Raw genomic sequence first — 19,927 nt, forward strand, 5'->3', positions numbered from 1 at the left:
GCCGCAGGGAAACCCGGCCTTCCGGCCGAGGTCGTTGCTACGATGCCGGGTCGGAACCTGGGCGGGGGCGTTGGTCATGACGCTGTACTCGGAGTTGGACGCGGCCATCGAGCGCGACGACGGGGCGCCGGTCGTGGCGTGGGCGCGCGGGGTGCTGGACGGGGTGCTGACCGACCGGCTCGGGGTCGGGGTCGTGCGCCACCCGTTGGGGTTCCTGTGCGTGCCGGCTCACCGCGACGGCTCCGAAGGGGTGTGCGTGCACCTCTGGGACGCCCGGTCCGCTTCGGCGGCGCCGACCGCGTCCGCGCCCCACTCCCACAGCTGGGACCTGTCCAGCTGGGTGGCGGCGGGCGCGCTGCACAACCGGACCATCCGGGTCGTCGACACCGACGACGCGCCGACGCACCGGGTGTTCGACGTGCGCAGCGGGCCGGAGGGCGACCACGTGCGGCCGACCTCGCGACTGGTCCGGACCGAGGTGGAGCGGACCGTCGTGCACCGCGCCGGTGAGCGGTACCGCCTGTCGGCCGGGATCTTCCACGAGACGGTCGTGCCCGACGAGGCCGACGTGGTGGTGACCGTCGCGCTGGGGTGGACGCGGGCCGCCATGCCCAACCTGTCGCTGGGCGACCCGGACGCCGGTGAGCACCGGGTGGTGCGGCGGTTGTGCGAGCGGGACGAGGCCGTGCGGGTGGCGTCGATCGGGTTGGCCGCGATCGCGGGCTGAGCATCACGTCGGCCGGACGGCGCTGACCACGAGGGACCCGCCCCACGTCGGCAGGTGGCGGGCCACCCACGCCGAGCGCAGGTCGCCGAAGCGCGTGCGCCAGACGACGTGGTTGGACCGCAGTGCCGTGGGCGTCAGGCCCGCGAGCCGCAGGCCGGTCGCCAGCAGGCCCGCGGTGAACGGGCGGATGTGCAGGTGCAGGTACTCGTGGAACGGGTCGACGTGGCGCGGGGCGTGCCCGAAGAGGAACCGCAGCCGGTCCTGCGGGGTGGCGAGGTTCGGGGTGGTCAGCACGAGCACCCCACCGGGTCGCAGCACGCGGTGGCACTCCGCGAGCAGCGACGCGGGGTCGTAGACGTGCTCGATGATCTCCCCCGCCAGGATCCCGTCCAGCGCGCCCGAGCGGAACGGCAGCGGTTCGCCGAGGTCGAGCGCGACGGCCGGCACGCCGGCGCGCAGGGCGGCGCGGCCCGCGTCGAGCACCACGTCGCAGGCGATCGGCCGGGCGCCGCGGCGGGCGAGCACGGAGCAGACCTGCCCCCCTCCCGCGCCGAGGTCGGCGACGAGCGGGCGTCCGGCCAGGTCGAGGTGCTCGCCGAGCAGGTCGAGCGCGAGGCGCAGCCGGCGGCGGTGGTAGGGGTCGCGCAGGTAGCCCGCGACCTCGTCGTGGGCGTACCGGCGCCGGTTCGCGGCGGTAGCCCGGCCCTGTGCTCGACCCACGACCGCATGATCGCGCAGAACCGGGGACCGGCGCGCTGCCAGTCGGGTGAAGTTCGGTGTCGCGCCTGCCGAAACGGGACGCGGCGGCCGACCCGATCTGGTTCAGTGGCTCGACCAAGCACGCCGAGGGGAAGCCGACGGATGCGGACCGACCACATCGTGCCGGACCGGATCCGGCTCCCGTGCGCCTGCGGTGATCCGCACGGACGTGACGCCACCCGCGTGCCGGTGACGCTCCCCTCCGCGTGGCCGGGTGGTGCGCACCGGCGTGGTCCGGGCCGCGTCGGACGGCGGGAGCCGTGACGCGCGGCCGGTCCCGCCGGCCCACCACGTCGGCCCGCGCGCTGCGCCTGGCCCTGGTCCGCTACTCGTTCGCGACCGCGTGCGGCGTGGCGGTGCTGATCAGCGTCGCCCTGATCGCGCGGGACGACGCCCTCACCGCCACGCAGATCTACTCGGCGGTGGGGTTGAACGTGATCGCGAGCGTCGTGTTCGCGCTGGTGTTCGCCACGCTCGCCAACTGGACGCAGGACCGGCACCTGCGGGACACGCTCACCGAGGGCATGGAGGAGGTGGCCGACCGGTTCGAGCGGAACATGGCCCGCACGAACCGGTTGTTCCTGCCGTCCAAGCACTACGACGCGCTCAACCCCACCGACGGCTTCGGCGACCCGTACAACGAGGACATGACGCTCGACCTGCAGAAGAGCGGCTTCTTCGCCTTCTACGGCCCGAACGCGCGGTTCGTGGCGGCACGGCTGCTCACCTCGCGCCACCGGCTCCAGCAGATCCGGATCGCGATGATCAACCCCGGCAACCGCAAGGCCGTCAGCCGCAGCGCGTCGGACCGGATGTCGACACCGCGGTTCCGGGGGCGGACGATCGCGCAGATCGAGCAGGAGCTGGAGAACGAGCTCCTGATGAACCTGGTGTCGCTGTTCGACTGCCGGTGGCTGTGCCCGGTGGAGATCCTCTACAACGAGGACACGGCCGTGTACCGGTACGTGATGCTGGACGAGTCGGTGTACGTGTCGTGGTACCACAGCCCGCAGTCGACCCAGATGGAACTACCCGAGTCGTACCGCTTCGGCCGGGACTCGTTCCTCTACTCGACCTTCCGCATGGAGCTGATGCGCAAGTTCGAGATCTCGCACCACAAGGTGGTCTTCGAGGCCACCGACGACGACACCAAGCTGACCACCCACCTGCGCACCCTGACCGGCCGCGAGATCACCGCCGCCGACCTGGCGCGGTGGCGGTCGGAGCAGGAACAGGACAGCGCCGCGTTCCGCCACTACCTGGGCACGCTGCGGCAGTCGTCGGCACACCACCTGTCCCGCGAGGACAGGTCCGACACCTGACCCCGTGCACACAAGCCATTCCGGCTCGGGATCGGCGGCACGTCCGCGAGGCCGGCGCGACCCGGGGTCAACGACCTTCGTGGGCGTTGAGCCGGGCGGCCTGGCGGGTCAGGTGGACGCACTCGGCGAGGTTGGTGGCCTTGCCGGCCGCCTCGGTGTAGAGCCGTGCCGCCCGCACCAGGTCGCCGTCGCGCTCGTGGAGGTACGCCGACACCGCCGTGTGCCGGGGAAGCGAGTCGTCCAGCGGCGCGAGTGCCGCCAGGCCGGCCCGCGGTCCGTCCGCCTCGCCGACGGCCACCGCGCGGTTGAGCCGGACGACCGGGCTGTCGGTCAGGCGCACGAGCTCGTCGTACCACTCGACGATCTGCACCCAGTCGGTCTCCTCGGCGGTCGGCGCGTCGGCGTGCAGTGCCGCGATGGCCGCCTGGGCCTGGAACTCGCCCAGCCGGTCGCGGGACAGCGCCGCCTGGAGGATCCCGACGCCCTCGGCGATCAACCGGGTGTCCCACCGACCCCGGTCCTGCTCGGCGAGCGGCACCAGGCTGCCGTCCGGCGCGTGCCGGGCGGCGCGACGGGCGTGGTGGAGCAGCATGAGGGCGAGCAGCCCCGCCACCTCGGGGTGGTCGATCGCGGCCGCGAGCTGCCGGGTGAGGCGGATGGCCTCGGCGGCGAGGTCGACGTCGCCGGAGTAGCCCTCGTTGAACACCAGGTAGAGCACGCGCAGCACGGTGGCGACGTCGCCCGGCTGGTCGAACCGCACGCCGGCCACGGTGCGCTTGGCCCGGCTGATGCGCTGCGCCATGGTCGTCTCGGGCACCAGGTAGGCCTGGGCGATCTGGCGGGTGGTGAGGCCGCCCACGGCGCGCAGGGTGAGCGCGACCGCGGACGACGGCGTCAGCGACGGGTGGGCGCACAGGAAGTAGAGCTGGAGCGTGTCGTCCACCGCCGGCACGGGCTCCGGCGCGGGCTCCTCGTCGACGACGTCCTCACGCCGGCGGCGCGCGGCGTCCGCCCTGGCCCCGTCGAGGAACCGGCGCCAGGCCACGGTGACCAGCCAGCCCTTCGGGTCGCGCGGCGGGTCGGCGGGCCAGACGCGGACCGCCTCCACCAGCGCGTCCTGCACGGCGTCCTCGGCCGCCGCGAAGTCGGCTCCGCGGCGGACGAGGATCCCGAGCACGTTCGGGGTGAGGCTCCGGAGCAGCGCCTCGTCCATCCGAGTGGTCACTCCGTGATGGTCGGCGGCGTGGACAGGAACGGGCGCAGCTCCAGCCACTCGTGGATCGGCTTCCCGCCCGCGCCCGGTGCGGCCGACAGCTCACCGGCCAGCTCGACGGCGCGGTCGTAGCTGTCGACGTCGATCACCATCCAGCCGGCGATGAGGTCCTTGGTCTCGGCGAACGGGCCGTCGGTGATCGGCGGGCGCCCCTCGCCGTCGTACCGGACGAACGTCCCCTCGGGGGCGAGCGCCTGACCGTCGACGTACTCGCCGGTCTCCTCCAGCCTGGCCGCGAAGTCGCGCATGTACTGCACGTGCGCCGTGATCTCCTCCGGCGTCCACTGGTCCATCGCCACGTCGTTGACCGCTGCCGGGGCGCCGCGGTAGTGCTTGAGCAGCAGGTACTTGGCCATCGGGGTTCTCCTCGGTGCTTGTGCGACCCATTCTGGTCGCGTTCACCGCAGGGACGGAGCCGGTGCCGGGATCTCGACATCACCGTCCCCCGATTCGAGTGTGACCCGCGTCACCGCGGGCGCCTGGCAGGTCAGCCCGCCAGGCGCCCGCGGTGTCGATCGACGCGGTCGGTGACCCAGCGCCGGTGTCTCAGCGCCCCATGCCCGGGATCGACCACAGGTCGTGCACCGAGCCGTTGTCGTCGTTCACCGGAACGTGGTGGACCTGCCCGTCCACCGGCTGGATCGCCGCGGCCGCGACGGTGGCCGGCGCGAGGCCCAGCGGCAGTGCCGCCAGGACGAGCACAGCCGCGTTGGCCGCCTTCGTGATGTTCATCTTCCCCCCAGTTGGCGTGATGACGGTGCCTGGTGCGCCCGGACCCCCAGCCCGGGCCACCGCGACACGGTCTCTCCCTCCCCCGATCCACTACGACCGATGGACTACAGTCGCTGTGGTTCTTTTGGAGTATGTGCACGGGTGACGACGGCAGGCAAGAGCTGGGTTGCGCGACTTGAGCACGTTCGCCTGAAAGGGTGACCACGAGATGCCGACGAATCCGGCGCGCCGAGCGGACCTGCTCGACGCCGCGATCGAGATCCTCGCCGCGAAGGGTTGCCGCGGCCTGTCCTTCCGCACGTTGGACGTGCAGGCCGGGTTGCCCATCGGCACGTCGGTCAACTACTTCGGCCGACGCGACGTCCTCCTCGTGCAGGTGGGGGAACGCGTCGTCGACCGGTACCGCGAGCAGAACGCGCGGGTCGCCGACGAGCTGGGCGCGGAGCACGACCGGGTGGCCATCGCGCAGCTGCTCACCCGCCTCATGCTCACCGACTTCCGCACGATCGCCCTGGCCACGCTGGAGCTGCGGGTGGAGGCCACCCGCCACCCGGCCCTGCGCAAGGCCCTGACCGCCAAGACGCTCCACCACTTCGACGCCGACGTGGCCCGCACCGGCATGGCGCCCGAGGACTGGCGGGTGGTCGTCGTCGCCTTCAGCGGCCTGATCTGGTCGCAACTCACCCTCCCCGACGGCCTGGGCATCACCGACACGGACCCGGTCGTGGAGCTCCTGGCACGCCGCCTCCTGCCGCCCCCGAGCACGTGACGAAGGCGCGTCGGCGGTGCTCGCCCGGGCGGTGCTCGCCCGGCCGGACCGCGTGGGCCGGGAAGGACCACGTCGGGAGAGCCCGCTAGGACCGGCCGGAGCCCGCGCTCAGCTCCGCCGCCGCGCGGGCGTAGCCGACGACCGGCGGGCGCGTGTCGTCCGCCCGCCACACGACCGCCAGTTCGCAGGGCGACACCCCGGTGACCGGGCGCACCACCACCTCGTCCCTGGCGACCAGCGGCGCGTTGCCCTCGGCCAGGAGCACCACGCCGTCGCCGTTGGCCACCGCCTCGTGGGCCTCCTCGGCGCTGGCGATCTCACCGCCGATCACCGGTTCCCGGCCGCCGCGCGCGTCCAGCGCGAGCCAGTAGTCGCGCACGTGGCCCGCCGACTCGGGTAGCGCGAGGAACGGCTCGTCCAGCAGCTCGGTGAAGTCGACGCGCTCCCGCGCCGCCAGGCGATGGGCCGAGGGCAGGGCGACCAGGCGCGGCTCGCGTGCGACGACCACCCACCGGTACCGGTCCGAGCCGGGGATCGGCAGCCAGACGAAGCCGACGTCGGTCGAGCCGTCGGCGAGGCCGACCGTCGGGTCGCCCCAGCCGACCTGGCGCAGGGTGATCCGGGCGGTCGGGTGCTCGGCGACGAGCCTGGACCGCAGCGCGGGCAGCAGGCCGCGGCCGGGACTGGTGCTCATGCCGACCACCAGCGTCGCCCGCCGCGCGGCTTTCGCCGACTCGACCGCCGCCCGGGCCAGCCGCCACTCGGCGACGATCCGCTCGGCGTGCGGCAACAGCGCGGCGCCGACCGCGGTCAACCGCACCTCGCGCCGGTCCCGCTCGAACAGCGGCGCGCCGAGCTGCCGCTCCAGCACCCGGATCTGCTTGCTCAGCGCGGGCTGGGACACGAACAGCCGCGCGGCCGCCCGGGTGAAGTGCAGCTCCTCGGCGACCGTGACGAAGTAGTTCAGGTCACGTCCGTGCACGTCCATTGCCAAGGGTTATCACAACGGATCTTGGACGCCGATGCGGCCCGTCGGCCACCGTGGTCTCAACCCGACGCACAGAGGAGCGAAGTTGACCGAGAACCCGAAGGTGTGGCTGGTGACCGGCGCCAACAGCGGCTTCGGCCGGGCGATCACCGAGAACGCGGTCGCCCTGGGCGACACCGTGATCGCCGCCGTCCGCCGCCCGGACACGCTGGCCGACCTGGTGGCCGCCTACCCCGACCAGGTGGACCCGGTGCGGCTGGACGTCACCGACACCGCGCGGATCGAGGCGGTGGTCGAGGACGTGCTGGCCCGGCACGGCCGGATCGACGTGCTGGTGAACAACGCGGGCCGCACGCAGGTCGGTGCGGTCGAGGAGACCACCGACGCCGACCTGCGGTACCTGTTCGACCTGCACTTCTTCGGCCCGGCCGCGCTGATCCGCGCGGTGCTGCCGTCGATGCGGGCCCGGCGCGACGGCGCGATCGTGAACCTGAGCAGCGTCGGCGGGCAGCTGTCGTTCGCCGGGTTCTCCGCCTACAGCGCGACGAAGTTCGCCCTCGAAGGGCTCTCCGAGGCGTTGGCCGACGAGGTCTCGGAGTTCGGGATCAAGGTGTTGGTGGTCGAGCCCGGCGCGTTCCGCACCAACCTGTTCGGCGTGGACGCGGCGCACTTCAGCGCGGAGAACCCGGCCTACGCGGGCAGTGCGGGCCGGACCCGGGAGTACGTCGTGACGGGGGACGGCGAGCAGCCGGGCGACCCGGCCAAAGCGGCAGCGGCCATCCGGGCCGCGCTGATCTCCGACCGCACCCCGTTGCGGCTGCCGCTCGGCGACGACTCGGTGGACGCGATCCTGGGCCACCTCGACGCGGTGCGCGCGGAGATCGCGGACTGGGAGAAGGTCGCCCGGGACACCGCGTTCGGCGGATGAGCTCCGCGTCGAATGCCCGGATTCGGATTCCCTATCCTCCCGGCGGTTTCCTTGGTCGGTCTCAATTGGGCTGTTAGCGTTCACACCCTTGTCGTGACCCCGATCACGACGCAGCCGTGAACCGACCGAGAAGAGGAACCGCCCATGTCCCTGCCCGAACGGCTGCCGCGTGGTGGCGTGCGGCGCTCCGCGATGACGTTCGTCGGCGTGGCCGGCCTGGTCGGGGCGCTGCTCACCGGTTGCGGCACCGACGGGCAACCCGCGTCCGCGTCGGTCACCCGGTTGACGTTCTGGAGCGGCTACGCGGGTCCGGCGCCCACGGCGCTGGAGGCGATCGTGGACGAGTTCAACTCGGCGAACCCGGACGTCCGGATCGAGGTGAGCCTCATGCCGTGGGACGTGTTCTTCCAGAACCTGCTCCCCGCATACTCCTCCGAAGGGGGCCCGGACCTCGCCGCGTTCGACAGCACCCGGGTCGCCCAGTACGCGAAGAAGGGCGTGCTCGCACCGGTGGACGACTGGTTCGCCGCCGACCCCGCGTCCAACGCGCTGGTCACGGCGGCGGTCGACGCGGTCACCTACCAGGGCGTGAAGTACGCGGTGCCGATGACCTTCACGAGCCTCAAGCTGTGCTACAACCGGGCGCTGTTCACCGAGGCAGGGCTCGATCCGGTCCGGCCGCCCACCACCTGGGACCAGTGGCGCAACGCCATGATCCGGTCGACCTCCGACGATGACGACGACGGCGTCCCCGAGCAGTACGGCCTGGCGATCCCGGACCACGAGACCATCCCGGTCTGGCCGATCCTGCTGTGGGGCCACGGCGGCGACCTGCTGGAACCCGACGGGTCGAAGTCCGCGCTCACCCGGCCCGAGTCGATCGCCGCGGTCCGGACCTGGACCGATCTCGTGACCAGGAAGAAGGTATCCCCCACCGGGCTCTCGGGCGCCGAGGCCGAGGAGTTGTTCCGCACCGGCAAGGCGGCCATGACGATCACCGGACCGTGGGCCACCAGCGGCTTCCAGGACGCGGGCGTCGACTTCGACCTCGCCCCCGTGCCGCCCGGACCGATCCGGCAGGCCACCCTGGGCTCGACCACGTCGCTGGCCCTCAGCGCCACGCTGACGCCCGAGAAGAAGCGGGCCGCGCAGCGGTTCCTGTCGTACTGGGTCGGCGAGCAGGCGCAGGAGAGCTGGATGAAGGGCTCCGGTTACCCCTCGATCCGCCTCGACCAGTACGCGCCGAACGACAACCCGTTGGTCGGCGAGTTCGCCGACGACGCGCGGATCGCCCAACCGCTGATGCCGGGCACCGTCGAGTTCGCCAAGATCCACGACGACGTGTTCGAGCCGGCGATCCGGGACGTCGTCAGCGGCAAGATCGGCGTGAACGACGGCATGGCGGCGGCGTCACGGCGCATCGACGAGATCCTGGCCGCATCGGGGTGACCGACCACCGGCAGCGAGCCCGGTGCTCACCGCGCACACCCCGCCGGTCGCGTCCACGCCGGACGGAACCCGTTCCCGCCAGGGGAATGAGGACCGAGCCGCGTGACCGGTGACCGGCGGGGTCGCCGTGCCCCCGACCGGTTCAGTCGCCGAGCATGTGCGCGCCCTTCACCGAATCGTCGGTGGCCGTGAGCAGACCCCGCACGTTGGCGTTGAACTCGGCTTTGTCGATGCGGCCGTCGCTGTCGGCGTCCATCCCGGCGAAGGCGACCAAGGCGGTCTGCTCCGGGTCGGGGACGTCCGCGCTGCGGTACAACGCGATCAGCTCCGCCTGGTCGATGGAGCCGTCACCGTTGCGGTCGACCACGTCGAAGCACCGGTCCGAGGCGGCCATCCACAGGTCCACCACGGTCTCGGCCGACAGCCGCCGCGCCATGTGCGCCGCCTCGAACTCCTCCTTCGTCACCACCGCGTCGCGGTCGACGTCCGCCGCACCGTGGACGTACTCCCAGAGCCGCCGGTAGGCGGTCAGGAAGTCGCGGACCTCGGGCGCGTCCTCGGTGAGCCCGAACTCCCGGCCGATGCGGCTCGTCTTCGTCTCGAAGTCCGCCCATTCGAGGATTCCGTCACCGTTCAGGTCGAGTGCCACGAAAATGCGGTCGATGTTCCGGGCGAGCACCTCATCGGACATGGTTCACCTGTTCTCGTCGTCGTTCTCGGCCGTCGAGGGGAAGCGTATCGACGCGGATCGGCGCACCGAATCGCGAAAAAGGGTTCAATAACTCACTCGAACGGTTAGCGCGACCGCCGTGCACAATGGGTCGCATCGCCGCCGACCGAACACCCGGCTCACCCCGGGCCGGCCGGATCAGACGGTGAGGAGGGTCTTGATGGCGCGGCGCTCGTCCATGGCCCGGTAGCCCTCGGCGGCCCGGTCGAGCGGGAGGGTGAGGTCGAAGACCTTGCCCGGGTCGATCTCCCGGCGCCAGATCAGGTCGACCAGCTCGGGCAGGAAGCGGCGGACGGGTGCGGGGCCGCCGTGCAGGTGGACGTGGGAGAAGAACATCTCCATGCCGGGCAGCGCGACCTCGTGGGTGACGCCGACGTAACCGACGTGCCCGCCGGGCCGGGTGGAGCGGATGGCCTGCATCATCGACTCCTGGGTGCCCACCGCCTCGATGACCGAGTGCGCGCCGAGCCCGTCGGTGAGGTCCTTGATCCTCGCCACGCCCTCGTCGCCGCGCTCGGTCACGATGTCGGTGGCCCCGTAGTCGAGGGCGAGCTCCTGGCGTGCCCCGTGGCGGCTCATCGCGATGATCCGCGCCGCACCGAGCCGCGCCGCGGCCAGCACGCCGAGCAGGCCGACCGCGCCGTCGCCGACGACCGCGACGGTCTTGCCGGGGCCCACCTCGGCGGCCACCGCGGCGAACCAACCGGTGCCCAGCACGTCGGAGGCGGCCAGCAGGCCGGGCACCAGGTCGTCGGGGGGGCAGGTCGGGGGTGGCCACCAGGGTGCCGTCGGCCAGCGGCACCCGCAGGAGTTCCGCCTGGGCGCCGAGGCCGCCCATCGGCACCCGGTGCACGCACGAGCTCTGGTAGCCGGCCCGGCAGGTCTCGCAGGTGTTGTCCGAGGCGAAGAACGAGCCGACCACGAACTGCCCGGGCCGCACGTCGCGGACCTCGTCGCCGACCTGCTCGACGACGCCGACGTACTCGTGCCCCATCGGCGTCGGCCCGCCGATCTCCTCGATGCCCCGGTAGGGCCACAGGTCCGAGCCGCAGACGCAGGTCGCGGCCAGGCGGATGACCGCGTCCGTCGGCGCGACGAGCCGCGGCTCCTCGCGTTCTTCGACCCGGACGTCGCCGGGGGCGTGCAGGACGACACCGCGCATGGTGTTTCTCCTCGACTTCGTCCGAGGGCGCCCGCCTGGCCGGCTGGGTGGCTCCGGTCAGGCGGTCCCGGTCAGGGCAGGACGTCGAAGGCGTTGGGCAGTCCGAGTCGGTAGGCCACCTGGTCCTTGACCTTGAGCAGCTCGAACTCCGGCGCGCGGTACAGCTCGTGGACCACCGCGCGAGGGGCGGTGGACCCGGCCTCGTCCAGCAGCGCGTTCACCGCCAGGCGCGCGGCGCTGTTCGCCGCCTCCATGCCGGCCGCGTTGATCGGCGTCCGCACGTAGTCACCGGCGAGGAACAGGTTGGGCACGGCGGTGCGCGCGGTCGGGCGTCGACGCCACGAACCGACCGGTTGCACGACCAGCTCGTCGGCGTTGGTCGGGTTCGGACCGCCCAACCCGGTCACGCCGGGATCCAGGAACCAGGTCACCAGCGACGATTCGTCGAGCACCTGGCCACCGGTGTCGTTGAGGTGCTGCTTGAGCTGCGCCAGCACCTCCTGGACGATCTGCCGCTCGGTCAGCTGCTTCGCGGGGCGGCCGAACAGGACGCCGGGCGTGTCCCAGTCGGAGATCACCACGGACACGCAGTCGGCGATGGTGCCGTCGCCGTAATCGGCCCGGAAGTCGCGCTCCGGCCAGAACGCGGCCTGGCTGATCGAGCTCAGCGACCACGGCGCGTGGACGTAGTAGACGTGACCGTGCACGAGCGGGGTCGGCCGGTCGAAGTAGAGCATCAGCCCGGTCATCCACTGCGTCTCCAACGTGGCCGCGTCGCGCAACCGCGGGTCGGCGGCCAGCAGGTCCGCGTTCCACACCCGTCTGGCGTGCTCCACGGGCAGCGCGCAGACGTAGAAGTCGGCATCGACCTGCTCCTGGCGCCCCTCGGGGTCGCGGACGCGCGCCGCCGAGATCCGGCCGCCGGCCACCGCGAGGTCCTCGACCGCCCACCCGACGCGGAACTCCACCCCGAGGCCGCGCAGGTGCTGCTCCCACGGGTCGATCCACGCCTCGTTCGTCGGCCGGTCCAGCACCCGGTCCACCGGGCCCTCCGCGCCGCGGCCGAGGAGGTTGAACAGGATGCGCTCGAACACCAGGCCGGCGGTGTGCGTGCTGGCGTTGTCGGTCCTGGTCGACGACAGCACGCGGGTGGGGCCGTAGACGAAGAGCCGCCGGTAGTCCTCCGACTTGCCCCGCGCGCGCAGGAAGTCCGGCCAGGTCGTGTGCTCCCACTGGTTCAGGCGGCGTTCCTCGCAGCTGGTGAGGTAGACCAGCACGCGCTGGGCGAAGACCGCGGCCTCGTGCGGTGGCAGGTGGAACCGGGTCTCGACCACGGCTCGCACCTGCCGCAGCAGCAGGTCCGGCGAGAGCTGGTCCGGCAGGCCGTCGAACCCCAGCGGGACGCTCAGGTCCTCCCGTCCACCGGCGAAGGACGCCAGGAACCCGGTCGCCGCGGTCAGGTTGTCGTGCACGCCGTTGGCGTTGCCCGGGAACGGGATCCTGCGCAGCGTGTCGGGCAGGTCGTGGTAGAAGCCGAAGAAGATCCGGAAGCCGTGCTCGCCCGGCAGGTCGCGCCGACCACCGCGGCCGGTGCCCGGCACGGGCATGCTGCGGCACTTGCCGCCGAGGGCGCGCCGTTCGTAGAGGGTGACCGCGAACCCGCGCTCGGCCAGCTCGTGCGCCGCCGTCATCCCCGCGACCCCGCCGCCGAGGACCGCCACCGTGGCGCCGGCGCGACTGCCCGCCGCCACTCCCGGCAGGGCCAACCCGGCCACACCGGCACCCGCGCCGGTCAGGAAAGTGCGCCGACTGAGCTCGATTCCGTCCACGGACACCGCCCCACCCTCGAACCGGCCCGACCGGGCGGCACTCTAGCGCACCGCCCGGTCGTCGAGCCATGATCGTCGACATTCCACTTGATGACGAAACCGTTGCGCGACAACGGTAATACCGAACGTCGACTGCGAGCACAGCGCCGGAAATCACCCGATCAGGTTCGGCGCGGCACCCTGTGTGAGTCGATCACCGGGGCCCGGCACCCGGTCCGAAACTTTTCGCCGAGGCTGTTGACACCGGGGCGGCGACGTTCGTACGGTCTACCCGAGCAGCGTTGGCGCTCGAACGTCATGGGCGCCAACGGCTTTCGAACGACGACCAAAGCCGACGAGTGATCTCACGGCCGAGGTGCCCACTGCTTGGATAGCGCTTTCCAGCACTACCACGCAAAATTGAATCGTTTCATACCGTGGTGCCGTCCCGCAGCCCTGCTGCGGGATGCGCCCGGTCAGCGCTGGGAGCGTTCCCAGAATCTGCGACGGAGGAGCAACGGTGCTCACCAACTTTGTTCAGGGTGCGGGTTGTCGCCCTGACGGACTCACGACGCAAGCACCACCGAACCGGCTGGTACGCGCAGGAGGTCCGTCATGCTCGTGAACAGGCGGCGCACCGCGCTGCTCGCAACAGGCGTCATCCTGGCCGTCGCCGGCAGCGGCGTCCTCGTCCCCGCCGCTTCGGCGGCTCCGACCCGTTACGAGGCGGAAAGCGCACCGGCCACCTGCGCCGGTGCCATCGAGTCCAACCACGCCGGCTACTCCGGCAGCGGGTTCTGCAACGCGGACAACGCGGTCGGGGCGTCGGCGCAGTTCACCGTCACGGCGGCCGCGGCGGGCTCCGCGACCATCGCCGTCCGCTACGCCAACGGCGCCACCGCCAACCGCCCCGCGGACGTGCTGGTCAACGGCGCGGTCACCCACCCGGGCACCGCGTTCGACCCGACCGGCGCCTGGAGCACGTGGGCCACGAAGACGCTCACCGTCCCGGTGACCTCCGGCACGAACACGATCCGGTTGAGCCCGACCACCGCGGACGGCCTGGCGAACGTCGACCACCTCGACCTCGACGCCGCCGGCACCCCGCCCACCGGCAAACAGCTGGAGGACCTCGACCGCGGCCTGGTCAGCGTGCGCTCCGGGTCCGGCAACCTGGTCTCGTGGCGGCTGCTCGGGACCGAGCCGGCCTCGACCGGGTTCAACGTCTACCGGGGCGCGACGAAGCTGACCGGCTCCCCCATCACCAACTCCACGAACTTCACGGACCCCGGGGCGCCGGCGGACGCCTCGTACACGGTCCGCGCGGTCGAGGGCGGGGTGGAGAAGGAGCCGTCCGGACCGTCACTGCGCTTCACCGGCGGCAACTACCTGGACGTGCCGATCTCCCGGCCCGGCAGCACCTACACGGCGGGTGACGCGAGCGTCGGTGACGCGGACGGCGACGGCCAGTACGAGATCTTCCTCAAGTGGGACCCCAACGACCAGAAGGACAACTCCCAGTCCGGTCACACCAGCAACGTCTACATCGACGCCTACAAGCTCAACGGACAGCGGCTGTGGCGCGTCAACCTGGGCCGCAACATCCGCGCCGGCGCCCACTACACCCAGTTCCAGGTGTACGACTACGACGGCGACGGCCGGGCCGAGCTGGCGGTCAAGACCGGTGACGGCACGGTGTCCGGCACGGGTCAGGTGATCGGCAACGCCAACGCCGACCACCGCAACTCCTCCGGTTACATCATCACCGGACCCGAGTACCTGACCGTGTTCAACGGGCTCACCGGCGCCGCCGTGTCCACGGTGCCGTTCGACCCCGCTCGCGGCAACATCTGCGACTGGGGCGACTGCAACGGCAACCGGGGCGACCGGTTCCTGGCCGGCACCGCGTACCTGGACGGGCAGCGCCCCAGCATCATCATGGGCCGCGGCTACTACGCGAAGAGCACCATCGCGGCGTGGGACTTCCGCAACGGGCAGCTCACCCGGCGCTGGAAGTTCGACTCCGGCTCCGCCGGCAACCAGTGGACCGGCCGGGGCACCCACTCGCTGTCCATCGCGGACGTCGACGGCAACGGCACCGACGAGATCATCTACGGCGGCATGACCATCAACTCCAACGGCGCCGGGCGGTACACCACGAACTTCTACGCCCACGGTGACGCCCTGCACGTGGGCGACTTCATCCCCAGCCGTCCCGGCAAGGAGATCTGGCAGATCCACGAGCAGAGCTCCGGCGCCGCCGCCACCCTGCGGGACGCCAACAGCGGCGCCACGATCATGCAGAAGAACAACACGTGCAGCTGCGAAGGCCCCGCTCGCGGCGTGGCCGGCGACGTGCACGCCGGGAACCCGGGCGCCGAGTTCTGGGGCAAGGGCACCGGCCTGACCGACCTGTTCAACGGCTCCGGCGGCACCGTCGGGCGTGCGCCGGCCAGCGCGAACTTCCTCGCCTGGTGGGACGCCGACCCGGTGCGGGAACTGCTGGACGGCAACCACGTCGACAAGTACGGCACCGGCGGTGACACCCGGCTGCTCACCGGTACCGGGGCGCACTCCATCAACGGCACCAAGGCCACCCCGTCGCTCTCCGGGGACCTGTTCGGCGACTGGCGGGAGGAAGTCATCCTGCCGCGCGACGACAACGCCGCGCTACGCGTCTACGCCACCACGACGCAGACCGACCGGCGGATCCACACCCTCATGCACGACGCCCAGTACCGCGTGGCCATCGCGTGGCAGAACACCGCCTACAACCAGCCGCCGCACCCGAGCTTCTTCCTCGGCGGCGGCATGAGCACCCCGCCCCAGCCGAACATCCACGTCCGCTGAGCCCGATCGGAGGGGCGGGCCGGTCCACATCGAACCGACCCGCCCCTCCGTCGCCTGATCGGGTGCCGGATGTCGACGCCCGCGGCGCGTTCGACTACGGCGTGACGTACGGGTCCTGGCTGAGCAGGTGCGCCTTGAGGCCCTCGCCAACGCCGGGCTCGGGCGTGCCGTTCCAGTCCTTGATGAGCACGGCGCCCGTGGTGCAGCCCCACGGGTTCCAGGTCCACGCGAGGTAACCCATGTCGTGCGCGTCGGCCCAGGTCACCAGGCGCTGCATGTAGTCGAAGCCGCAGTCGTCCTGGCCGAACTCACCGAGCACGACCGGGACCTGCTGCGCGAGCGGGGCGATCTGGCTGTCCCAGCAGGACTCGGCGGCGCAGGCGTTGAAGCTGTAGGCGTGCCACGACGCGGCGATGTTGTTCAGCGGGTCGGTCGGCTTGTGAGCCAACCACTCGCGGGTGTCGTTGGCCCACTCCAGGCCGCCCAGCATGAGCACGTTGGTGGCGCCGGTGGCGCGCACCGCGTCGACCAGGTCCTGCATGCCGGCGGTCTCGTACGGCAGACCGGTGCAGGTGCCCCCGTCCCGCCAGCACTGCCAGCCCAGGGTCTTGTTCCAGTCGGCGGGCATCTCCGGGTACGGCTCGTTGAACAGGTCGAAGACGACGGCGTCGTTGCCCTTGAACGTGTTCGCGACGCCGGTCCAGAACTGCGGGGAGTACCGCGCGTCCGGCATCGGCTTCTGGCAGGTCGCGTGCTCGTCCTTGCAGTGCCAGTCCGGGCTGTTCGTGTAGGCGCCCCAGTTCCAGTGCAGGTCGAGGATCACGTTGATGCCGTTGGCCACCAGCAGGTCCACGTAGGCCTTGACGTTCTGCTGGTAGGTGGCGCCGCCGGGCGAGCCGTTGACGTCCAGCCAGCACTCCTCGTTCAACGGGACCCGCACCGCGTGGATGTTCCAGGTCTTCATCGCGTCCACCGACGCCTGGTCGACCGGACCGCCGTCCCACATGCCCTTGCCCTGCACGCAGGCGAACTCGCCGCTGGAGCGGTTCACCCCCAGCAGCCGGTAGGGCTCGCCGGCCGCGGTGACGAGCTTGTTGCCCGCGACGCGCAGCGTCGGTGCGGGGCCGTCGCCCGGCGGAGTGGTCGTGGTGGTGGTGGTGGTCGTAGTGGTCGTGGTGGTGGTCGTCGGGTCGACGCCGGTGCACTTGGCGCCGTTGACCGCGAAGTCCGTCGGCTTGGCGTTGCTGCCGCTGTAGGCGAAGATCGCCCCCGCGGTGACGCCGCGGCCCGCCGGGATGGTGGCGTTCCAGCTCATGTTGGTCACGGTGACCTGCTTGCCCGACTGGGACCAGTTGCCGCTCCAGCCGTGTTGCAGGGTCTGGCTGCCGGCGTAGGTGTAGGTCAGCGCCCAGCCGTTGACGGCCGACGAACCGAGGTTGGACACGGTCACGTCGGCGCTGAACCCGCTGCCCCAGTCCTTGGTCGTGTAGTCCACCCGGCACGCGAACGCCGGCGCCGCGCTCGCGTCGCTCGCCCACGGCCCACCTGCCGCCGCCGTCAGGATCGCGCCCGCGATGGACACCGCGGCGCCCAGCGCGGCGAGCGCGGTACTGCGTTTTCCGACTCTTCCCAACATCAGCACTCCTTTGTGCAGGTGACGTTCAGCCCGGTGCCGTGTCTCGCCGAAGCGCTCAACCGGTAGGCAGGGCCACTGAATTGGGGACGGGCCGCTCCGGTGATGGATGTACCCACGAGCCTGGGAGCGTTCCCAGGACGACCGTAGCGAAGATGTCGCAAAACGTGAAGCCCTTGGCGCGGAAACGTCGGCGGGATTCATTCCGCGAAATCCGGTCGCCAAATTCCGGAGCCGTGGCCGATCGAATCGACAGCGCGATCGGCTCCGCGCTCCGGGCGCACGGATGTGAACTTCTGCGTTTATCTCGCTCGCGGGTGGTTCACGACGCGCCCGATGCCGATGTGTTGGCGCAACGAAGCACGCGCGGATCCAGCAGGTCGGCCGGTTCCCGCACCGTCTCGGACGTGTGCACGACGAAGTGGTGTGCTTCGCCGGCGGTCAGCGAGACGAGCATGTCGTCGACGACCGCGTCGGCGGCCACCTTGTCGGCGAGCAGGCTGAGGTCGCGGACGTACGAGGTGGCCCGCACGTCGACGCGGTACCCGCCGGCCACGGGTGTGACGGCGGCGGTGAACGGCGCCGGGTGGTAGCGCAGGTCGAGGTCCTCGCCGAACAGGTGGTGGGCGCGGACGCCGCCGGCCGTCGCGATCAGCACCTCGCTCCTCGGGTCGGCCGGTTCGAGGAGATCATCGGCCAGGTCCAGCACCGCGGTGGCCCGGGGCGGCACGCTGAGCGGCAGCTCGGCGGCGGCCAACTCCCGGCCGTCGAAGTCCTGCCGGGTCACGTGCACCGCACCCGCCCAGGGCTCGTCGTGGTCGTTGATCGCGATCAGGGTCGGCCTCCCCTCGCGGGGCTGCACGGTCAGCAGCCGTGGCGCGAAAGCGTGCTTGAGGGCGTAGTAGAGGGGTTTGGGTCGCTCGTCGCTGTCGATGGCGGCCCATGAGGTGACCGGCCAGCAGTCGTTGAGCTGCCAGACCAGGGCGCCCGCCGTCCGCGGCCACCAGGAGCGGTAGTGCTCGATGCCGAAGGCCACCGCTCGGGCCTGGTTGAGCTGGGTCGCCCAGTGCCACTGCTCGAAGTCGGTCGGCGCCGGCAGGTGGGGTGCCAGGCCGCGGTCCAGTTTCCCGTTGCCGTCCTCGGCTTTCTGGTGGAGCAGGAACGCGGGCGAGGTGGGTGTCAACGGCTCGTCGTGGACCCACCGGGTGAGGGTGGCCCAGGTGGGCGGCCCCTGGAAGCCGAACTCGGCGCAGAACCGCGGGACGTGGTCGCGGTAGTGCGTGTAGTCCAGGGCGTTCCAGACGTCCCAGTCGTGCCGGGTGCCGTGGTGGGCGTCGTTGGGCGGCAGGTCGCCGGGGCTGTGCGGGCTGCCCGGTGCGTAGGGGCGGGTGGGGTCGAGCTCTTCGACGATCTTGGGCAGCACGTCGGCGTAGTAGCCGCCGCCCCAGCTCCGTCCCTCCAAGCTGTCTTCCCAGCCCCAGTCCGTGAAGGCGGGGAGGTTCTCGTTGTTGCCGTTCCACAGCACGAGGGACGGGTGCGCGACCAGGCGGGTGACGTTCTCCCGTGCCTCGGCCTCGACCTCCCCGAGCAGTGGTTCCTCCTCGGCATAAAAGGCGCAGGAGAACGGGAAGTCCTGCCACACCATCACGCCGCGTTCGTCACAGGCGTCGTAGAAGTCGTCGGTTTCGTAGATGCCGCCGCCCCAGACCCGCAGCATGTTCATGTTCGCGCCGACGGCCTGGTCGATCCGACGGGCGAGCCGCTCGCGGGTGACCCGGGTGAGGAAGTGGTCGTCCGGGATCCAGTTGGCGCCCTTGGCGAACACTCGCTTGCCGTTGACGACGAAGACGAACGGGGTGCCGTGCTCATCCGGTTCGGTGTCCACGGTGACGGTGCGGAACCCGATCCGGCGCCGGACGGCGTCCACCTGCCTGCCGTCGGCCAGCAGCTCGACGGTCAGGTCGTAGCGCGGTTGATCGCCGTAGCCCACCGGCCACCACAGCCGGACGTCCGGCACGAGCACGGTGACGTGCGCGATGTCGTCGGTGACCGCCACTCGTTGCGCGTGGTCGCCGACCGTGACCAGCGCGGTGTAGTCGTGATCGGCGGCGCGGTCGAGTTCGAGGTGCACGTCGACGCGGCCGGTGCCGTCGGCGTCGACGGTGACGAGGGGGCGCACACCGGTCAGACGGGCGGTGTCCCAGCGTTCCAGCCGCACCGGTTTCCACAGACCGGCGGTCTGCAGGTCGGGTCCCCAGTCCCAGCCGAAGGAGCACGCCATCTTCCGGATCGCGTTGTACGGGTGCGGGTACGCCCGCCGACGCCACCCGAGCTCGGCCTCCGCCTCCTCCGCGTGGGTGAGCGCGGACCTCAGCGTCACGGTCAGGTCGTTGCCGCCGTCGCGCAGCGAGTGCCCGACGTCGAAGCGGTAGCCGCGGTGCATGTTGGCGGTCCGGCCGAGCACCTCGCCGTTCAACTCGACCGTGGCGACGGTGTCGATGCCGTCGAAGACCAGGTCCACCCGCTCGCCGACCTGCGGCGCCTGCGCCGGGAACGTGGTCGAGTACTGCCAGTCGACGCGGTGCATCCAGCTCAGCGCCGCCTCGTTGCCGTCCAGGTACGGGTCCGGGATGACGTTCGCGGCCAGCAGGTCGAGGTGGGTGCTGCCGGGCACCCGGGCGGGCACGTCCAGGTCGGCGAGGCCCTCCGGCACCGGGCCTCCCACGGCTCGCAGGCGCCAGCCGTCGGGCAGGTTCGAGCGCGTCATGGCAGCCCTCTTCCTCGGTGGTCGACGTGG

16 protein-coding genes and 1 pseudogene are annotated in these 19,927 nt (G+C 71.5%); 6 read left to right on the forward strand and 11 right to left on the reverse strand.

The genetic code is table 11. From position 1 onward, the window contains the following. Nucleotides 1-76: 76 nt before the first annotated feature. Complete coding sequence (locus tag ACYVLT_RS34180) at nt 77-727, forward strand: hypothetical protein (protein WP_461124291.1); 651 nt, start codon at nt 77-79, stop codon at nt 725-727. A 3-nt stretch (nt 728-730) separates the two neighbouring features. Here ACYVLT_RS34180 and ACYVLT_RS34185 read toward each other — a convergent pair whose 3' ends face one another. Continuing rightward, entirely contained in the window at nt 731-1,447 is a 717-nt protein-coding gene (locus tag ACYVLT_RS34185; protein WP_461124292.1) for a class I SAM-dependent methyltransferase, read from the reverse strand. 299 nt (nt 1,448-1,746) lie between these two features. Here ACYVLT_RS34185 and ACYVLT_RS34190 point away from each other — a divergent pair, with 299 nt between their 5' ends. Next, nucleotides 1,747-2,808 carry a hypothetical protein gene (locus ACYVLT_RS34190; protein WP_461124293.1) on the forward strand — a complete coding sequence of 354 codons (1,062 nt, stop codon included), beginning with the start codon at nt 1,747-1,749 and terminating at the stop codon, nt 2,806-2,808. A 67-nt stretch (nt 2,809-2,875) separates the two neighbouring features. On the opposite strand, the gene ACYVLT_RS34195 is transcribed toward ACYVLT_RS34190, so the two are convergent. The 3 genes from ACYVLT_RS34195 to ACYVLT_RS34205 all read right to left on the reverse strand — a co-directional run bounded on the left by ACYVLT_RS34195 (nt 2,876) and on the right by ACYVLT_RS34205 (nt 4,813). Continuing rightward, nucleotides 2,876-4,021, reverse strand: coding sequence for an RNA polymerase sigma factor (locus ACYVLT_RS34195; RefSeq protein WP_461124357.1), 1,146 nt, complete (start codon nt 4,019-4,021; stop codon nt 2,876-2,878). A gap of 8 nt (nt 4,022-4,029) precedes the next feature. Continuing rightward, entirely contained in the window at nt 4,030-4,437 is a 408-nt protein-coding gene (locus tag ACYVLT_RS34200) for a YciI family protein (protein ID WP_360457836.1), read from the reverse strand. Nucleotides 4,438-4,627: 190 nt separating this feature from the next. Then, nucleotides 4,628-4,813 (reverse strand): hypothetical protein, encoded by a 186-nt coding sequence (locus ACYVLT_RS34205; RefSeq protein WP_461124294.1) that lies wholly within the window; start codon nt 4,811-4,813, stop codon nt 4,628-4,630. Between the two features lie 208 nt (nt 4,814-5,021). On the opposite strand from ACYVLT_RS34205, the gene ACYVLT_RS34210 reads away from it, so the two are divergent. Next, complete coding sequence (locus ACYVLT_RS34210; RefSeq protein ID WP_461124295.1) at nt 5,022-5,582, forward strand: TetR/AcrR family transcriptional regulator; 561 nt, start codon at nt 5,022-5,024, stop codon at nt 5,580-5,582. A gap of 85 nt (nt 5,583-5,667) precedes the next feature. Here ACYVLT_RS34210 and ACYVLT_RS34215 read toward each other — a convergent pair whose 3' ends face one another. Next, nucleotides 5,668-6,570, reverse strand: coding sequence for a LysR family transcriptional regulator (locus ACYVLT_RS34215; RefSeq protein WP_461124296.1), 903 nt, complete (start codon nt 6,568-6,570; stop codon nt 5,668-5,670). Between the two features lie 85 nt (nt 6,571-6,655). On the opposite strand from ACYVLT_RS34215, the gene ACYVLT_RS34220 reads away from it, so the two are divergent. Next, nucleotides 6,656-7,498: an oxidoreductase gene (locus ACYVLT_RS34220; RefSeq protein WP_461124297.1), complete on the forward strand. Its 843-nt coding sequence runs from the start codon at nt 6,656-6,658 to the stop codon at nt 7,496-7,498. Between the two features lie 144 nt (nt 7,499-7,642). Further along, nucleotides 7,643-8,947: an ABC transporter substrate-binding protein gene (locus ACYVLT_RS34225; protein WP_461124298.1), complete on the forward strand. Its 1,305-nt coding sequence runs from the start codon at nt 7,643-7,645 to the stop codon at nt 8,945-8,947. A gap of 142 nt (nt 8,948-9,089) precedes the next feature. Here ACYVLT_RS34225 and ACYVLT_RS34230 read toward each other — a convergent pair whose 3' ends face one another. From ACYVLT_RS34230 to ACYVLT_RS34245, 4 genes and pseudogenes are all read right to left on the reverse strand, one after another. Then, nucleotides 9,090-9,638 carry an EF-hand domain-containing protein gene (locus ACYVLT_RS34230; RefSeq protein ID WP_461124299.1) on the reverse strand — a complete coding sequence of 183 codons (549 nt, stop codon included), beginning with the start codon at nt 9,636-9,638 and terminating at the stop codon, nt 9,090-9,092. A gap of 177 nt (nt 9,639-9,815) precedes the next feature. Further along, nucleotides 9,816-10,421 (reverse strand): zinc-binding dehydrogenase, encoded by a 606-nt coding sequence (locus ACYVLT_RS34235; protein WP_461124300.1) that lies wholly within the window; start codon nt 10,419-10,421, stop codon nt 9,816-9,818. Nucleotides 10,422-10,527: 106 nt separating this feature from the next. Continuing rightward, nucleotides 10,528-10,839: pseudogene (locus tag ACYVLT_RS34240) on the reverse strand (alcohol dehydrogenase catalytic domain-containing protein); the annotation flags it as partial. A 71-nt stretch (nt 10,840-10,910) separates the two neighbouring features. Further along, entirely contained in the window at nt 10,911-12,674 is a 1,764-nt protein-coding gene (locus ACYVLT_RS34245) for a hydroxysqualene dehydroxylase (RefSeq protein ID WP_461124301.1), read from the reverse strand. 588 nt (nt 12,675-13,262) lie between these two features. Here ACYVLT_RS34245 and ACYVLT_RS34250 point away from each other — a divergent pair. Then, nucleotides 13,263-15,497, forward strand: coding sequence for a rhamnogalacturonan lyase family protein (locus tag ACYVLT_RS34250; protein WP_461124302.1), 2,235 nt, complete (start codon nt 13,263-13,265; stop codon nt 15,495-15,497). 94 nt (nt 15,498-15,591) lie between these two features. Here the strand turns inward: ACYVLT_RS34250 and ACYVLT_RS34255 are convergent, their stop codons facing one another. Together ACYVLT_RS34255 and ACYVLT_RS34260 are read right to left on the reverse strand one after the other, a co-directional pair. Further along, nucleotides 15,592-17,133: a cellulase family glycosylhydrolase gene (locus ACYVLT_RS34255; protein WP_461124303.1), complete on the reverse strand. Its 1,542-nt coding sequence runs from the start codon at nt 17,131-17,133 to the stop codon at nt 15,592-15,594. A gap of 319 nt (nt 17,134-17,452) precedes the next feature. Continuing rightward, nucleotides 17,453-19,897 (reverse strand): glycoside hydrolase family 2 protein, encoded by a 2,445-nt coding sequence (locus ACYVLT_RS34260; protein WP_461124304.1) that lies wholly within the window; start codon nt 19,895-19,897, stop codon nt 17,453-17,455. Nucleotides 19,898-19,927 lie beyond the last annotated feature (30 nt).

It is taken from the genome of Saccharothrix stipae (assembly GCF_054781895.1).

Bases quoted from the DNA above. Each gene is read 5' to 3' on its own strand.
- ACYVLT_RS34225 (WP_461124298.1), top strand. From the start codon at position 7,643: ATGTCCCTGCCCGAACGGCTGCCGCGTGGTGGCGTGCGGCGCTCCGCG.
- ACYVLT_RS34180 (WP_461124291.1), top strand. From the start codon at position 77: ATGACGCTGTACTCGGAGTTGGACGCGGCCATCGAGCGCGACGACGGG.
- ACYVLT_RS34205 (WP_461124294.1), bottom strand. From the start codon at position 4,813: ATGAACATCACGAAGGCGGCCAACGCGGCTGTGCTCGTCCTGGCGGCA.
- ACYVLT_RS34215 (WP_461124296.1), bottom strand. From the start codon at position 6,570: ATGGACGTGCACGGACGTGACCTGAACTACTTCGTCACGGTCGCCGAG.
- ACYVLT_RS34195 (WP_461124357.1), bottom strand. From the start codon at position 4,021: ATGGACGAGGCGCTGCTCCGGAGCCTCACCCCGAACGTGCTCGGGATC.
- ACYVLT_RS34200 (WP_360457836.1), bottom strand. From the start codon at position 4,437: ATGGCCAAGTACCTGCTGCTCAAGCACTACCGCGGCGCCCCGGCAGCG.
- ACYVLT_RS34255 (WP_461124303.1), bottom strand. From the start codon at position 17,133: ATGTTGGGAAGAGTCGGAAAACGCAGTACCGCGCTCGCCGCGCTGGGC.
- ACYVLT_RS34250 (WP_461124302.1), top strand. From the start codon at position 13,263: ATGCTCGTGAACAGGCGGCGCACCGCGCTGCTCGCAACAGGCGTCATC.
- ACYVLT_RS34210 (WP_461124295.1), top strand. From the start codon at position 5,022: ATGCCGACGAATCCGGCGCGCCGAGCGGACCTGCTCGACGCCGCGATC.
- ACYVLT_RS34260 (WP_461124304.1), bottom strand. From the start codon at position 19,897: ATGACGCGCTCGAACCTGCCCGACGGCTGGCGCCTGCGAGCCGTGGGA.
- ACYVLT_RS34230 (WP_461124299.1), bottom strand. From the start codon at position 9,638: ATGTCCGATGAGGTGCTCGCCCGGAACATCGACCGCATTTTCGTGGCA.